Annotated in this window: 13 protein-coding genes; 7 read left to right on the top strand and 6 right to left on the bottom strand. The window is 56.6% G+C overall.

The annotated features are described in order from the left end of the window. The first annotated feature begins 11 nt into the window (after window positions 1-11). Both L462_RS08260 and L462_RS08265 read left to right on the top strand, forming a co-directional pair. Window positions 12-1,277 carry an oligosaccharide MFS transporter gene (locus L462_RS08260; RefSeq protein WP_025203155.1) on the top strand — a complete coding sequence of 422 codons (1,266 nt, stop codon included), beginning with the start codon at window positions 12-14 and terminating at the stop codon, window positions 1,275-1,277. 27 nt (window positions 1,278-1,304) lie between these two features. Beyond that, on the top strand, window positions 1,305-2,492 hold the full coding sequence (locus L462_RS08265) for a glycoside hydrolase family 88 protein (RefSeq protein WP_032678974.1): 1,188 nt from the start codon (window positions 1,305-1,307) through the stop codon (window positions 2,490-2,492). Between the two features lie 58 nt (window positions 2,493-2,550). Here L462_RS08265 and L462_RS08270 read toward each other — a convergent pair whose 3' ends face one another. From L462_RS08270 to qseB, 4 genes are all read right to left on the bottom strand, one after another. Beyond that, window positions 2,551-2,865, bottom strand: coding sequence for a putative quinol monooxygenase (locus tag L462_RS08270; protein ID WP_014171627.1), 315 nt, complete (start codon window positions 2,863-2,865; stop codon window positions 2,551-2,553). Window positions 2,866-2,895: 30 nt separating this feature from the next. After that, on the bottom strand, window positions 2,896-3,477 hold the full coding sequence (locus tag L462_RS08275; RefSeq protein WP_014171626.1) for an NAD(P)H-dependent oxidoreductase: 582 nt from the start codon (window positions 3,475-3,477) through the stop codon (window positions 2,896-2,898). Between the two features lie 105 nt (window positions 3,478-3,582). Further along, window positions 3,583-4,932 carry a quorum sensing histidine kinase QseC gene (gene qseC, locus L462_RS08280; protein WP_032678972.1) on the bottom strand — a complete coding sequence of 450 codons (1,350 nt, stop codon included), beginning with the start codon at window positions 4,930-4,932 and terminating at the stop codon, window positions 3,583-3,585. Next, the gene (gene qseB / locus L462_RS08285; protein ID WP_020883652.1) at window positions 4,929-5,588 is read right to left on the bottom strand and encodes a quorum sensing response regulator transcription factor QseB; all 660 of its coding nucleotides are present in this window, start codon (window positions 5,586-5,588) and stop codon (window positions 4,929-4,931) included. The genes qseC and qseB overlap by 4 nt, the downstream gene beginning before the upstream one ends. A gap of 138 nt (window positions 5,589-5,726) precedes the next feature. On the opposite strand from qseB, the gene L462_RS08290 reads away from it, so the two are divergent. The 4 genes from L462_RS08290 (at window position 5,727) to ftsP (ending at window position 10,879) form a co-directional block, all read left to right on the top strand. Next, on the top strand, window positions 5,727-6,128 hold the full coding sequence (locus tag L462_RS08290) for a YgiW/YdeI family stress tolerance OB fold protein (RefSeq protein ID WP_032678971.1): 402 nt from the start codon (window positions 5,727-5,729) through the stop codon (window positions 6,126-6,128). 118 nt (window positions 6,129-6,246) lie between these two features. Further along, window positions 6,247-8,505 (top strand): DNA topoisomerase IV subunit A, encoded by a 2,259-nt coding sequence (gene parC / locus L462_RS08295; RefSeq protein ID WP_032678970.1) that lies wholly within the window; start codon window positions 6,247-6,249, stop codon window positions 8,503-8,505. A 164-nt stretch (window positions 8,506-8,669) separates the two neighbouring features. Further along, window positions 8,670-9,407 carry a 1-acylglycerol-3-phosphate O-acyltransferase gene (gene plsC, locus L462_RS08300; RefSeq protein WP_020883654.1) on the top strand — a complete coding sequence of 246 codons (738 nt, stop codon included), beginning with the start codon at window positions 8,670-8,672 and terminating at the stop codon, window positions 9,405-9,407. 59 nt (window positions 9,408-9,466) lie between these two features. Further along, the gene (gene ftsP / locus L462_RS08305) at window positions 9,467-10,879 is read left to right on the top strand and encodes a cell division protein FtsP (RefSeq protein WP_020883655.1); all 1,413 of its coding nucleotides are present in this window, start codon (window positions 9,467-9,469) and stop codon (window positions 10,877-10,879) included. A gap of 33 nt (window positions 10,880-10,912) precedes the next feature. Here the strand turns inward: ftsP and L462_RS08310 are convergent, their stop codons facing one another. After that, window positions 10,913-12,388: a TrkH family potassium uptake protein gene (locus L462_RS08310; RefSeq protein ID WP_014171619.1), complete on the bottom strand. Its 1,476-nt coding sequence runs from the start codon at window positions 12,386-12,388 to the stop codon at window positions 10,913-10,915. A gap of 200 nt (window positions 12,389-12,588) precedes the next feature. Here L462_RS08310 and L462_RS08315 point away from each other — a divergent pair, with 200 nt between their 5' ends. After that, a complete protein-coding gene (locus L462_RS08315) occupies window positions 12,589-14,760 on the top strand; it encodes a YgiQ family radical SAM protein (RefSeq protein ID WP_020883656.1) in 2,172 nt (723 codons plus the stop codon). Window positions 14,761-14,795: 35 nt separating this feature from the next. On the opposite strand, the gene dkgA is transcribed toward L462_RS08315, so the two are convergent. Then, window positions 14,796-15,623 (bottom strand): 2,5-didehydrogluconate reductase DkgA, encoded by an 828-nt coding sequence (dkgA, locus tag L462_RS08320; RefSeq protein WP_020883657.1) that lies wholly within the window; start codon window positions 15,621-15,623, stop codon window positions 14,796-14,798. Window positions 15,624-15,709: the final 86 nt, after the last annotated feature.

The raw sequence follows: 15,709 nt of genomic DNA, 5'->3' as shown, positions 1-15,709 counted from the left end.
GCGAGGATGATATGAAAAAGACCGCTACAACAAACAGAACTGAATATTACAAAATCAGCAGTTTTATATTTCTCTATTTCTTTACCTGGTCTGCCAGTATTGGCCTGCTGGCTATCTGGTTAGGCCAGAAAGCGAACCTCAGTGGTTCGGTGATTGGTACGGTATTTGCGGTGAACGGTATTTTCTCCGTCATTCTGAAGCCCATTTATGGCTATATTCTCGATAAGATCGGCATGAGCAAATACCTGCTCTATTTTGTGGTGGCAATGTCTGCCCTGATGGCGCCGTTCTTTATTTATGTCTATCAGCCGCTGTTAATGTCCAACACGCTGCTGGGGATTATTATTGGCGCACTCTATTTAAGCTTTGCCTGGTATGCGGGCGTGGCGGCGTGCGAATCCTATTCTGACCGTTTTAGCCGTTTAAACGGCATGGAGTTTGGTCAGATCCGGATGTGGGGCTCCCTTGGCTGGGCAGTGGCGTCCTCCTTCTCCGGCCTGCTGTTTAATCTCTCCCCAGCGTATAACTTTATTATGGGCAGCGTGGCATCGGTGGTGATGCTGATTGTCCTGTTGAGCCTGAAAGTGAACACTAACTCCGCACATGCCGGCGAAGTGCTGACGAAAGAGAAAATTGCCCCGTCAGACGTTTACGCGCTGCTGCGTAACCGTAAATTCTGGGCCTTCTGTCTGTACGTGGCCGGTGTGGCGTGGATGATGTTTATCGCCGAGCAGCAGTTTTCGCGCTATTTCGTGACCTTCTTTGATGATATTCACCAGGGCAATGCGGTGTTTGGTTATCTGGGGACCGTGCAGTCGGGAATGGAGTTTGTCATGTATATGGTGATCCCGCTGCTGGTGAACGCTATTGGCGCCAAACGAGGGCTGTTAATTGTCGGGCTGGTGGTCGGTGCGCGTCTGATTATTTCCGGTCTGTGTGATTCACATCTGTTAATTTCCATTCTTAAGCCGCTGTACGGTCTGGAAATTTGTCTGCTGCTGGTCTCCGTCTTTAAATATATTGCCGAACATTTCGATAAGCGCGTTAACGCCACCATGTATTTGCTGGGATATCAGGCGATGCTGTACGTCGGCAATGTCGTGGTCTCGTCGCCTGCCGGCTATATGTATGACCGCATCGGTTTCGAGAACACCTATATCATCATGGGCGCCACGGCGCTGATCTTCACGTTTATTTCTGCCTTTACGTTATCTGCCTGCCAGAGTAAATGGCGCGGCCCCCGCGCGCTGAACGTAGCAGAACCCTCATCACGATAATTAAGCCGTCAAAGAAGGAACCGAAATATGTTAAGTCGTATCGCAGAGGAACGCCTGCCCGCTATCCCCGAGCCCGTTGATTCGCGCGTATTCCGCGATGAACTGAGTTCAGCGCGCGACCATGTCCTCGCGCTGATTAGCCGCCATTTAACGGCGTTTGGTGAGCAGTTCCCGGCGGAAACCTGCCAGCAGGGTTTTTATCCGCTGACCGACAACGTGGAGTGGACCACCAGCTTCTGGACCGGGCAGCTGTGGCTGGCGTGGGAGATGAGCGGCGAAGCGAAATTCCGCGCGATGGCGGAAAAACATGTGCGCTCGTTTGGCCTGCGTATCGCCGGGCGCCACGACACTAACACCCACGATCTGGGATTTTTGTATACGCTCTCCTGCGTGGCGGCCTGGCGACTGACCGGTAACCGTGAGGCGCGTGGCTTCTCGCTGCTGGCGGCGGAGGCGCTGCTGGAGCGCTTCCACGAGAAGGCAAAGATTATTCAGGCGTGGGGCGATCTGGCTGACCCGGAACAGGCCGGGCGGATGATTATCGACTGCAATATGAACCTGCCGCTGCTCTACTGGGCGAGCGAACAGACGGGCGATCCGCGCTTTGCCGATGCCGCCAAAGCACACGTGATGCAGGCAGCGAGGTACCTTATCCGTGAAGATGCCTCAACGTTCCACACCTACTATATGGATGTGCACACCGGCGCGCCGCGCTACGGCAATACTCAGCAAGGCTATGCCGATGACTCCTGCTGGTCGCGCGGGCAGGCGTGGGGAATTTACGGCTTCCTGTTGAGCTATATCTATACCGGTGATGCGACGATGATTGCCCTGTCGAAACGGCTGGCGAACTACTTCCTCAACCGTCTGCCGGAAGATTACGTCTGCCACTGGGACCTGGCGCTGGTCGGCACGGATGCGCTACGCGACGCGTCCTCGGCGGCGATTGCGGTATGTGGCCTGCTGGAGCTGGTGAAGCATCTGCCGGTGACCGACCCGGATCGCGAGCGGTATTCTGAATGGGCAAAAGGAATGATGTCGTCACTGACGAAACACTACCTGATGGGCAAAGATGAGAAGGGAACTGGGCTGCTGAAGCACTCCGTTTATCATCTGGCAAGCAATAAAGGCGTGGACGAGTGCGCGAGCTGGGGGGACTACTTCTACGTGGAGGCGCTGGTCAGGTTTACCCAAAGCTGGAAGTTGTACTGGTAATATGCCTCCCTGACCCTCTCCCGAAAGGGGGAGGGCAGGAATCAGGAACTGGGTAAACTTACACCCCTTGCTCCAGAATGCGGATATGCGTTTCCAGCACATCGCCCTTCACCGCGTCGCTCCACGCTTTCATGTGCGCGGTCTGCAGGTGGGCTTCAAGATGGGCCACGGTTTCCCACTGCTCAATCATAATGATCGAGTCTGGGGCAGTAGCCTGGAAGCTGGCGGTGGTGGTGGCGTCGACCATCGGCGCGTAGCCGTGGCAGCCTTCTTCCTTCAGTACGGTGGGGATAATTTTCACGAACTCATCCAGCACCGCCTGGCGGTGATGTTGGCCTGGACGAGTACGGATTTCAGCAATAACAGTAAGCATGGTTAACTCCTTCTAATTCCAGGTTACCAGTTAAGCAAAAATTTCCGCGAGATGCTTGCGATATTCTGCGATATAGCGCGGGACGTCAGGCATTTTGATGACGTCGTTAACGATAAAGGTTGGCAGCGGCGTCATTCCGAGGAACTGGTTAGCTTTGTGGAACGGCAGATATGCGCCGTCAACGCCCACCCCTTCGAAGAACTGATCTTTCTCGGTGAACGCTTCCAGCGGTGCGTTCCAGGTCAGGGACAGCATATATTTTTTGCCCTGAATCAGGCCGCCAGAACCGTATTTTTTGGATGCGTCGGAGCGGGTGCGACCGTCGCTGGCGTACAGTGCGCCATGGCCTTCGGTGAAGACATCATCCATGTATTTTTTCACGGTCCAGGGGGCACCCATCCACCAGCCAGGCATCTGCCAGATAATCACGTCAGCCCACAGGAAGTTCTGCACTTCCGCGTTGACATCGTAATCGCTGTCCGCGCGCACGACCTTAACATCATGCCCGGCGTCGCGCAGAAAACCGTCCGCGACCTCGGTCAGGGTGTCATTCAGCTGGCCTTTAGAGTGCGCAAATTCTTTTGCACCGTTGATAATCAGAATGTTGCTCATGAGGTGTCCTCGAAGATGAAAGTATGGCGAGGATTTTACGCGCGCGAGCGATGCGGTTAAATGAGCAAAATGTGCAAAGTCTTTTGCATTAAACGCAATAATCCCTTACCAGCTGACCTTCACTTCGAAGCCACCTTCTGCCGCATTGCCCAGCGCGACGCGCATACCATGCAGGGCGGCAATGCGCCTGACGATAGATAACCCCAGGCCGCTACCCGTTGCATCCTGTCCCGGTGGGCGATAAAAACGCTCGCCAATACGCGCCAGCGCATCGGTGGAAACGCCGGGGCCGGTGTCACGCACGGTAAAACGCCGGGTGTCCAGCGTGACGTCCACCACGCTGCCCTGCGGGCTATAACGCACGGCGTTGTCCAGCAGGTTACGCACCAGCAGGCTCAGCAGCAGCGGCTGGCCCTGACGTGTGACCTGTGGGGCATGAATGTTCAGACGAATATCAATCCCGGCCTGCTGTGCCGGATGCCAGATATCCAGCACCGCCGACTGCAGGAGATCGGCCATCACGATCGGTTCGATATCGTCGAGGTTATCCAGCGAGTCCAGACGCGACAGCGTAAGGAGCTGATCCACCAGCCGGGATGCGCGATCGATACCCGCATGCAGCTGCGCCAGCGCTTTTTGCTGCGCCTGCGGATCGTCCTGATACAGTTGCGCCACGTCGGTTTGCACCTTCAGGGCCGCGAGAGGGCTGCGTAGCTCGTGCGCGGCATCTGAGGTAAAACGACGCTCGCGGGTCATCATCTCCTGAGTTCGCGTGAACAGATGGTTCAGCGAGTCGAGCAGCGGGCGCACCTCAGTGGGAACCCCCTGAGTCGGAAGCGCGTCGGTGGCATCCGGTGAGCGGGAGCGCAGGGTCTGCGCCAGTTTTTTTAACGGTTTCAGCTCCCGGCTCAGCAAAACGATCAGCAACAACAGCATCAGGGGCAGCGCCACCAGCCACGGGGTCAACTGGGAGCTGACCACATCTACCGCCATCTCCTGGCGATACTCCCACTCCTGGCCGACCACCACGCGGTACTTCCCGTCGGGTGAGGTGAGCCATAAAAAACGCCACTCGTCGTTGTCGCCCTGTAGCCGTCCATTATCAAACCCGTCGCGGCGATAGTGGTACGGAATGTCCCGCCCGTTTTCGCCGTCATTTAACATCATCTTGCCGTCGGTGGCGTAGATGGCGAAGGCCAGCGCGTCGTCATCCAGACGACCGTGCTTCGCTTTTTTGGGGATCTCACGCATCCGTTCGGGGGCCCGGATCTCATCCAGATCCATGGTCAACAGCCGTTTGGCAAACAGCATCTGCTGCGTATCGAACAGCTTATCCAGCGTGTGGGTGGTCTGCTGCCAGGCGACCAGGCTTGCGGCAAACCACGCCGTCAGCGACAGCACTAAAAAGAGGAGCGTCAGGCGCAGCTTCAGGCTCAGGCGTTGGGTCAGTTTCATGCGTCACCCAGGGTATAGCCGATACCGTGCACGGTGCGGATAAATTCGCTGCCCAGTTTACGACGAAGATGGTGGACGTGGACTTCAACGGCGTTGCTGGAGACGTCGTCGTCCCAGGTGTAGAGCTTTTCTTCGATCAGCTTGCGCGGCAGCACGCGGCCCGCGTTACGCATCAGCAGCTCCAGCAGGGCGAACTCTTTCGGCTTGAGCGTCAGCGTTTCGCCGTCCAGCGTGGCCACGAGACTGGAGGGATCGAGCGTGACCTTTCCGTGGTGCAACTCGCTGCGGGTCTGGCCGTGGCTTCGGCGCACCAGCGCCTCAAGGCGGGCAGCCACTTCGATCAGTGCAAAGGGCTTGCACAGGTAATCATCCGCCCCCAGACGCAGCCCTTCGACACGCTGGTTCAACGCATCCCGCGCCGTCAGAATCAATACCGGCTCGCGGCGTCCGCTTTCGCGCCAGGCGCGCAGAATCTCCAGTCCGTCGATTTCCGGCAGCGTCAGATCCAGCACTACGGCATCATACGGTGCAGAATGAAGCGCGGTCTGGCCGGTTTTTCCGTCGGTGAACCAGTCCACGCTAAAGCCCATTTTGCTTAAACCCGCCTTGATGCCATCGCCGATCAACTTGTCGTCTTCAACCAGTAAAATGCGCATGTTCCCTCCTTGATAACGTCAGTAAACCCTCTGCATCAGCCTGCTGTACAGTAATAATAAATAAATTTTTCCCTTAAGAAGTTGTTAAGGTTTACCCTGTTAAATGGACTGCGAAACCACATTAAAGGGAGAGTTAATATGAAAAAATTCGCTGCGATTGCCGCCATCATGATGATGACCACTGCCCCTGTTTTTGCTGCAGAGGGCGGATTTAACGGCCCCTCTGCCGCACAAACCCAGGCCCAGACGCAGGCGGGCGGTTTTGTCGATAATGACGCGAACCTCACCACCGCGGTGAAAGTGAAGGACATGAAGGACGACAGCTGGGTGAAGCTGCGCGGGAACATCACTCAGCGCCTGTCAGATGACCGCTACACCTTCCGCGATGAGACCGGTACGGTTAACGTGGAGATTGACCACAAGCGCTGGAACGGCGTGACCGTAACCCCGCAGGATAAGGTGGAAATTCAGGGTAAAGTCGATAAAGAGTGGAACGATTTTGAAATCGACGTGAAGCAGGTTATCAAACTGAACAAATAACCCCGAAAGGGCCGCGGATGCGGCCCTTTTTCTTTGTGACTCAACACGCCAGATAAGGTAGTATCTGCGGCAATATTGCCTGAAACCTTTCGGTTTCTGAGTTGAGGAATCACACATAATGAGCGATATGGCAGAGCGCCTCGCGCTACATGAATTCACGGAAAACGCCTACCTGAACTACTCCATGTACGTCATCATGGACAGGGCGTTGCCGTTTATCGGGGATGGCCTGAAGCCCGTTCAGCGCCGCATCGTCTATGCGATGTCCGAGCTGGGGCTGAATGCGACCGCCAAGTTCAAAAAATCCGCCCGTACCGTCGGTGACGTACTGGGTAAATACCATCCGCACGGCGACAGCGCCTGTTATGAAGCGATGGTGCTGATGGCACAGCCGTTTTCTTACCGTTATCCGCTGGTGGATGGTCAGGGGAACTGGGGGGCGCCGGACGATCCGAAATCCTTCGCAGCGATGCGTTATACCGAATCCCGTCTCTCCCGCTACGCTGAAGTGCTGCTGGGCGAGCTGGGTCAGGGAACCGTGGACTGGGTGCCAAACTTCGACGGTACGATGCAGGAGCCGAAAATGCTGCCTGCGCGTCTGCCGAACATCCTGCTGAACGGCACTACCGGTATCGCGGTGGGTATGGCGACGGACATTCCGCCGCACAACCTGCGTGAAGTGGCGAAAGCCGCCATCACCCTGATTGAACAGCCGAAAACCACGCTGGACGATCTGCTGGATATCGTGCAGGGGCCGGACTACCCGACCGAGGCCGAAATCATCACCTCGCGCGCGGAAATCCGCAAAATCTACCAGAACGGCCGCGGCTCCGTGCGCATGCGTGCGGTGTGGACCAAAGAGGACGGCGCAGTGGTCATCACCGCGCTGCCGCACCAGGTCTCCGGCGCGAAAGTACTGGAGCAGATTGCCTCCCAGATGCGCAATAAAAAGCTGCCGATGGTGGATGACCTGCGCGACGAATCCGACCACGAGAACCCGACGCGTCTGGTGATCGTGCCGCGTTCCAACCGCGTGGACATGGAGCAGGTGATGAACCACCTGTTTGCCACCACCGATCTGGAAAAAAGCTACCGCATCAACCTGAACATGATCGGCCTCGACGGTCGTCCGGCAGTGAAAAACCTGCTGGAGATCCTGAGCGAATGGCTGACGTTCCGCCGCGATACCGTTCGCCGACGTCTGAACTATCGACTGGAAAAAGTGCTTAAACGCCTGCACATCCTTGAAGGTTTGCTGGTGGCGTTCCTCAATATCGACGAAGTTATTGAGATTATCCGTACCGAGGACGAGCCGAAGCCGGCGCTGATGTCGCGCTTTGGCATCAGTGAAACCCAGGCCGAAGCGATCCTTGAGCTGAAACTGCGTCATCTCGCCAAACTCGAAGAGATGAAGATCCGCGGTGAGCAGAACGAACTGGAAAAAGAGCGCGATCAGCTGCAGGCGATCCTCGCGTCCGAACGCAAGATGAACAACCTGCTCAAGAAAGAGCTGCAGGCTGACGCCGATGCATTCGGTGACGACCGTCGTTCTCCGCTGCATGAGCGCGAAGAAGCGAAGGCGATGAATGAGCACGACATGCAGCCATCTGAGCCGGTCACCATTGTGCTGTCTCAGAGCGGCTGGGTGCGCAGTGCTAAAGGTCACGATATCGACGCGCCAGGGTTGAGCTACAAGGCGGGCGATAGCTTTAAAGCGGCCGTGAAAGGTAAGAGCAACCAGCCGGTCGCCTTTATCGACTCGACGGGGCGCAGCTACGCCATCGACCCGATCACGCTGCCTTCTGCCCGCGGACAGGGCGAACCGCTTACCGGTAAGCTGACGCTGCCGCCGGGTGCAACGGTTGACCATATGCTGATGGAAGCCGATGACCAGAAACTGCTGCTGGCGTCTGACGCGGGGTACGGCTTTATCTGTACCTTTAACGATCTTGTTTCCCGCAACCGTGCCGGTAAGGCGCTGATCAGCCTGCCTGACAACGCGCATGTGATGCCGCCGCTGGTGGTGGAAAACGACAGCGATATGCTGCTGGCGATCACTGCCGCCGGACGTATGCTGATGTTCCCGGTCAGCGACCTGCCGGAATTGTCAAAAGGCAAGGGCAACAAGATCATCAGCATCCCGTCAGCGGAAGCGGCGAAAGGGGTAGATGGTCTGGCGCACCTCTTTATTCTACCGCCGCAGAGCACGCTGACCATTCATGTCGGCAAACGTAAAATCAAGCTTCGTCCGGAAGAGTTGCAGAAAGTGGTGGGCGAGCGCGGTCGACGCGGCTCGCTGATGCGCGGCCTGCAGCGTATTGACCGCGTGGAGATTGACTCTCCTGCACGCAGTACCGCGGGCGACAGCGAAGAGTAACGCCGTTATCTCCCCCTCTGTTCCGGAGGGGGAATTTCAATAAAATTTCCCGTAAAATCGTTGTTAATTCGTGCGTTGCGATTAACAATACGCGCTCGTAATAAAGTCCTTACCTGGCCACAGGTGAAGTATAATTGTCAGCTGTCAGGGCTTCAGAGGTCGCTATGCTATTCATTGTTCGTTTAATTCTTACCATTATTTACTGCATTCTGGTCTGTATTTTCGGCTCTATTTATTGCCTGTTCAGTCCGCGCAATCCGAAACATGTCGCCACCTTCGGCCATATGTTCGGCCGCCTTGCGCCGCTGTTTGGCCTGAAGGTTGAAAAACGCCTGCCGGAAGGGGCTGAGAACTTCGGTAACGCCATCTTTATCGCTAACCATCAGAACAACTACGATATGGTGACGGCCTCCAACATTGTTCTGCCACCGACCGTGACCGTGGGCAAAAAGAGCCTGCTGTGGATCCCTTTTTTCGGCCAGCTGTACTGGCTGACCGGTAACCTGCTGATTGACCGTAACAACCGCGCGAAAGCGCACAGCACTATTGCTGAAGTGGTTAATCACTTCAAAAAGCGCAGGATCTCAATCTGGATGTTCCCGGAAGGGACGCGCAGCCGTGGCCGTGGCCTGCTGCCGTTCAAAACCGGTGCGTTTCATGCTGCAATTGCGGCAGGTGTTCCAATTATTCCTGTGTGTGTTTCCAATACTTCTAATAAGATTAATCTTAACCGCCTGAATAACGGGCTGGTGATTGTCGAAATGCTGCCGCCGGTGGATACCAGCAAATACGGTAAAGACCAGGTTCGCGAGCTGGCAGCACACTGCCGTGAACTGATGGCTCAGCATATTGCGCTGCTCGACAAAGAAGTCGCAGAGAGAGAAGCCGCCGGTAAGAAGTAAGCCGGCGTTAAAAGGGAAAACGAATTCCCGCGTTGTTAGTCGTTTCAGATGGAGCTTATATGTCATTCAGTCGGCGTCAGTTTATTCAGGCTTCCGGGATCGCCCTTTGTGCGGGTGCGCTGCCGCTGACAGCCAACGCCGCCGGGCAGCAACAGCCGCTGCCCATTCCGCCGTTAATAGAATCCCGTCGCGGGCAGCCGCTTTTCCTGACGCTACAGCGCAGCCACTGGTCCTTTACCCAGGGCACGCGTGCGCCGGTGTGGGGCATTAACGGGCGTTACCTTGGGCCGACCATACGCGTGTGGAATGGCGATGACGTTAAGCTGATCTACAGTAACCGTACGACAGAAAATGTCGCCATGACCATCAGTGGTTTACAGGTGCCTGGCCCGCTGCTTGGCGGCGCGGCGCGCATGATGTCGCCTAACGCTGACTGGGCGCCCGTTCTGCCGATTCGTCAGAGCGCGGCGACGCTCTGGTATCATGCCAATACCCCTAACCGCACGGCCCAGCAGGTGTATAACGGCCTGGCCGGCATGTGGCTGGTGGAAGATGAAATCAGTAAATCCCTGCCAATCCCGAACCACTATGGCGTGGATGATTTTCCGGTCATTATTCAGGACAAACGGCTGGATAATTTCGGCACGCCGGAATACAGCGAGCCGGGCAGCGGTGGCTTCGTTGGCGATACGCTGCTGGTTAACGGCGCGCAAAGTCCGTATGTCGAAGTGTCGCGTGGATGGGTACGTCTGCGTCTGCTGAACGCCTCTAACTCGCGCCGCTACCAGCTGCAAATGAGCGATGGCCGTGCGCTACACGTCATCTCCGGCGACCAGGGCTTTTTACCGGCCCCGGTTTCCGTGAAGCAGCTGGCGCTGTCGCCAGGCGAACGCCGCGAAATCCTTATTGATATGACCAACGGTGATGAGGTGTCGATCACCTGTGGCGAAGCGGCCAGCATTGTGGACCGCATTCGCGGTTTCTTTGAGCCGTCGAGTATCCTGGTCTCCACCCTGGTGCTGACCCTGCGTCCTACCGGCCTGCTGCCGCTGGTGACCGACAGCCTGCCGATGCGCCTGCTACCGCAGGAGATCATGAGCGGTTCGCCGGTGCGCAGCCGCGATATCAGCCTGGGCGACGATCCGGGGATCAACGGCACGCTGTGGGACGTTAACCGTATCGATATTACCGCGCAGCAGGGCACCTGGGAGCGCTGGACGGTTCGCTCGGACATGCCGCAGTCGTTCCATATCGAAGGGGTGAGTTTCCTGATCCGCAATGTCAATGGCGCGATGCCGTTCCCCGAAGACAGGGGCTGGAAGGATACCGTCTGGGTGGATGGGCAGGTCGAACTGCTGGTCTACTACGGACAGCCTTCGTGGCCGCACTTCCCGTTCCTGTTCCACAGCCAGACGCTGGAGATGATGGACAGGGGATCCGTCGGCCAGATGCTGGTCAACCCGGCACCCTAAACCACGATACGATTCCCGGTTCGCCGGGAATTCTTATGCCCGCCAGAAAAAGCGTGAGCACAGGATCAGCACCGGATAAATTTCCAGACGCCCCATAATCATCGCCGCACACATCAACAGCTTGGCCTCGTCTTTTAGCGTCCCGAAGGTTGACGCCGTTTCGCCGAACCCCAGCCCCATATTGTTAATACAGGCCGCAACGGTGGCAAATGACGTGAACAAATCGTATCCCAGCAGGTTCAGCGCCCAGACGAAAAAGCCCGTTATCATCACGTAGAGAAAAAAGAAGCTCCAGACCGAGCGCAGAACGCGTTCATTCACGACGCTTTTGCCGACCTTAATACTCAGCAGCGCGCGCGGATGCGCGAGTTGATTCATCTCCTGAATACACTGCTTAAACATGATGAGAAAACGCAGCGCTTTGATCCCGCCGCAGGTAGAGCCGACGCAGCCGCCAAAAAAGCTGGCGCTCAACAGCAGGAAAATGGTGTGGGGAGGCCAGTGAGCGTAATCGGCCGTCGAAAGACCGTTGTCGGTCATCATGGAGCTGGCCAGAAAGAAGGCATGTACCAGGCTGTCGGTGCCGTTGTACATCCCCGCGTGCCACACCTGCCAGGCGGTGATGGCGATAATGACGGTGGCGGCACCGAGAAAGAATTTCACCTCCGGGCTGCGCCGAATCGGTTTCAGCGTGCGGCGCGCGATGACGACATACCAGAGGGTAAAGTTAAACGCGGAAAGCAGTGAAAAAGCCCCGGCGACAAGCTCAATCGCGTGGCTGTCGTAAAACCCGATGCTCTCACTTCGGGTTGAAAACCCACCCAATGAGACGGTGGAAAGCCCGTGACAGACGGCGTCAAAAAAGGGCATGCCCGCCAGCCAGTACGCCAGCGTGCAGACCAGTCCCAGCGCCAGATAGGTTACCCACAGCGTACGCGCGGTATCGGCGAGTCGGGGCGTCAGGCGCTCCTCCTTAAACGGCCCAGGCATTTCCGACTGATACAGCTTCATGCCACCGATACCGAGCAGCGGCAGGACCGCGACGGCCAGTACGATGACCCCTAATCCGCCAATGAAATTGAGCTGAGCGCGGTAATAAAGGTACGACTTCGGCAGGGCACTGACGTCCCCAATCACCGTCGCCCCGGTGGTGGTGATCCCTGAGACCCCTTCAAAGAGCGCATCGGAAAAGGAGAGTTGCAGACCGTCATCCATCCATAACGGCATGGCGCTAATCAATGAAAACAGCAGCCAGAACAGAACGATAATCACGAAACCGTCACGGGTGCGCAGCTGTATACCGGAATGACGTGTTGCCCGCCAGGTGAGTCCGCCAAGGGTGAAAAAGGTCAAAAAGGTGGTTAAAAAAGCAAAGTAGGTTCGCTCTTTATTCAGCAGGGCGATAACCATCGGCGGCAGCATGGACAGGCTGTACAGAAGAACCAGAAAACCGCAGAGGTGAAGCACAACCCGCAGCTGGGACACATGTAACGAATCGTTGAACTTCACAAAGAAACTCCGTGCCAGAATGCATCCCGGTAACTGATTACCGCAAGATATAGTGGATATTATGATCCAAAATTAACAGTGCGCTGTATTTTAACGGCTTCCAGGATTTTCTGTTTACTTCTTGCATCCTTTTCTTCAAATCCGGCGGACTAACAGCGTATAATCCCGCTCCTTTTGTCTATTTTTTCTTCGGAAGCACTATGAGCGCAATTTCCCTGATCCAGCCGGATCGTGACCTCTTCTCCTGGCCCCAGTACTGGGCGGCCTGCTTTGGACCGGCACCGTTCCTGCCGATGTCCCGGGAAGAGATGGACCAACTGGGCTGGGACAGCTGCGATATCATTCTGGTGACGGGCGATGCCTATGTCGACCACCCGAGCTTTGGCATGGCTATCTGTGGCCGTATGCTTGAAGCGCAGGGCTTCCGGGTAGGGATCATTGCCCAGCCTGACTGGAACAGCAAAGACGACTTTATGCGTCTGGGGAAACCCAACCTGTTCTTCGGCGTGACCGCAGGCAACATGGACTCGATGATCAACCGCTATACCGCCGACCGTAAGCTGCGTCATGACGATGCCTACACGCCGGATAACGTCGCGGGTAAACGTCCTGACCGCGCGACGCTGGTCTACACCCAACGCTGCAAAGAAGCCTGGAAAGACGTGCCGGTTATCCTGGGCGGCATCGAGGCGAGTTTGCGCCGTACCGCGCACTACGACTACTGGTCAGACACCGTGCGCCGTTCGGTGCTGGTGGATTCCAAAGCCGATATGCTGATTTACGGTAACGGTGAACGTCCGCTGGTGGAAGTGGCGCACCGTCTCTCACAGGGTGAGCCGGTGAGCAGCATCCGCGACGTGCGCAACACCGCGATCATGGTGAAAGAGGCGCTGCCGGGCTGGAGCGGGGTGGATTCCCGTATCATTGATATGCCGGGTAAAATCGACCCGATCCCGCACCCGTACGGCGACGATCTGCCGTGTGCGGATAACAAGCCGGTAGAGCCAAAGAAAGCCGAAACGAAAGCTATCGTTGTTCAGCCGCCGCGCCCGAAACCGTGGGAAAAAACCTACGTGCTGCTGCCTTCCTTTGAGAAGGTCAAAGCCGATAAAGTGCTCTACGCGCATGCGTCCCGTATTCTACACCACGAAACCAACCCGGGCTGCGCGCGTGCGCTGATGCAAAAGCACGGTGAGCGCTTTATCTGGATCAACCCGCCGGCCATCCCGCTTTCCACCGAAGAGATGGACAGCGTCTTCGCGCTGCCGTACAAACGCGTGCCGCATCCGGCATACGGCGAGAGCCGAATCCCGGCGTATGAGATGATCCGTTTCTCAATAAACATCATGCGCGGCTGCTTCGGCGGCTGCTCCTTCTGCTCCATTACCGAGCACGAAGGGCGCATTATTCAGAGTCGCTCCGAAGATTCGATCATCAATGAGATCGAAGCCATTCGCGATACCGTGCCTGGCTTCACCGGGGTGATCTCCGATCTGGGCGGTCCGACTGCCAACATGTACATGCTGCGCTGTAAGTCACCGCGCGCGGAACAGACCTGCCGTCGTCTGTCGTGCGTGTACCCGGATATCTGTCAGCACATGGATACCAACCATGAACCGACGATCAACCTTTATCGTCGTGCGCGTGACCTGAAAGGGATCAAGAAGATCCTGATCGCTTCCGGGGTGCGTTACGATATCGCCGTGGAAGATCCGCGCTACATCAAAGAGCTGGCGACGCATCACGTGGGTGGCTACCTGAAGATTGCCCCTGAGCATACCGAAGAAGGCCCGCTGTCCAAGATGATGAAGCCGGGTATGGGCAGCTACGATCGCTTTAAAGAGCTGTTTGACACCTACTCGAAGCAGGCGGGTAAAGAGCAGTATCTGATCCCATACTTCATCTCCGCGCACCCTGGCACGCGCGATGAGGACATGGTGAACCTGGCGCTGTGGCTGAAACAGCGTCGCTTCCGTCTGGATCAGGTGCAGAACTTCTATCCATCACCGCTCGCGAACTCAACGACCATGTATTACACCGGCAAGAACCCGCTGGGTAAAATTGGCTATAAGAGTGAAGATGTGGTGGTGCCGAAAGGGGATAAACAGCGCCGTCTGCATAAAGCACTGCTGCGCTACCACGATCCGGCTAACTGGCCGCTGATCCGTCAGGCGCTGGAAGATATGGGTAAAAAGCATCTGATCGGCTCGCGCCGCGACTGCCTGGTGCCTGCGCCTACGCTTGACGAGATGCGTGAAGCGCGCCGCCAGAACCGCCATACGCGCCCGGCATTGACCAAGCACACGCCGATTGTGCATCAGCGTTCAAACGGTAACGCCAGTGCGAAGAAACCCGTGAAACGTAAAGCGTAAAAAATAAAAACCCCGGCGAGCCGGGGTTTTTTTATTCATCCGCCAAACTGATCGGGATCCGGGCCTAAACGCTTGCCCTTGTCCAGCTTCGCAATTTCACTCAGTTCATCTTTATCCAGGCGGAAATCCCAGACGTCGAAGTTCTCAGCGATACGCGATGGCGTGACCGATTTCGGGATCACCACCAGGCCGTTATCCAGATGCCAGCGAATAACGATTTGCGCCGGCGTCTTGCCGTATTTATCCGCGAGATCGCGAATAATTTTCTGGTCGAACACCCCTTCACCGCCCTGTGCCAGCGGGCTCCAGGACTCGGTCTGGATCTTGTGCGTGGCGTTCCAGGCGTGAAGCTGACGCTGCTGCATCAGCGGGTGCAGCTCAATCTGGTTGATAACCGGCGCGACACCCGTCTCGTCAATCAGGCGCTGCAGGTGGTGAACCTGGAAATTACACACGCCGATGCTTTTCACCAGCCCTGCCTGCTGCAGCTCAATCATCCCTTTCCAGGCGTCAACATAGTGATCGATAGCCGGGACTGGCCAGTGCATCAGATAGAGATCGACGAAATCGAGCTGGAGTTTGTCCAGACTCTCCTGCAGGGCTTCGCGGGGGCGTTTTTGATCGTCGTTCCACAGTTTGGTGGTGATGAAAAGGTCGTCGCGGGGCATGCCAGCGCTGGCCAGTGCCTTACCCACGCCGTCCTCATTTTTGTACGCGGCGGCGGTATCAATCGACCGATAGCCGACTTCCAGTGCTTTATGAATGGCGGAGACGACCTCGTCGTTACCGGCTTTCCATACACCTAGCCCCAGTTGGGGCATCACGTTGCCATCCTGCAGCTTGATTACGGTTTGGTTTGCCATTTTTCCTCCTTCAGGTGCTCATCGTCGGAGGGAACCCCCGACGATGTGATGTGCATTAAGTCTGGACGAAATGTCAAAAAACGAAA

Origin of the sequence: Enterobacter sp. BIDMC 26 (assembly GCF_000534435.1) — a bacterium.
Taxonomy (GTDB): domain Bacteria; phylum Pseudomonadota; class Gammaproteobacteria; order Enterobacterales; family Enterobacteriaceae; genus Enterobacter; species Enterobacter ludwigii.
Note: the sequence above shows the minus strand (reverse complement) of the source record. Positions and strands in the feature narration are given on the sequence as shown.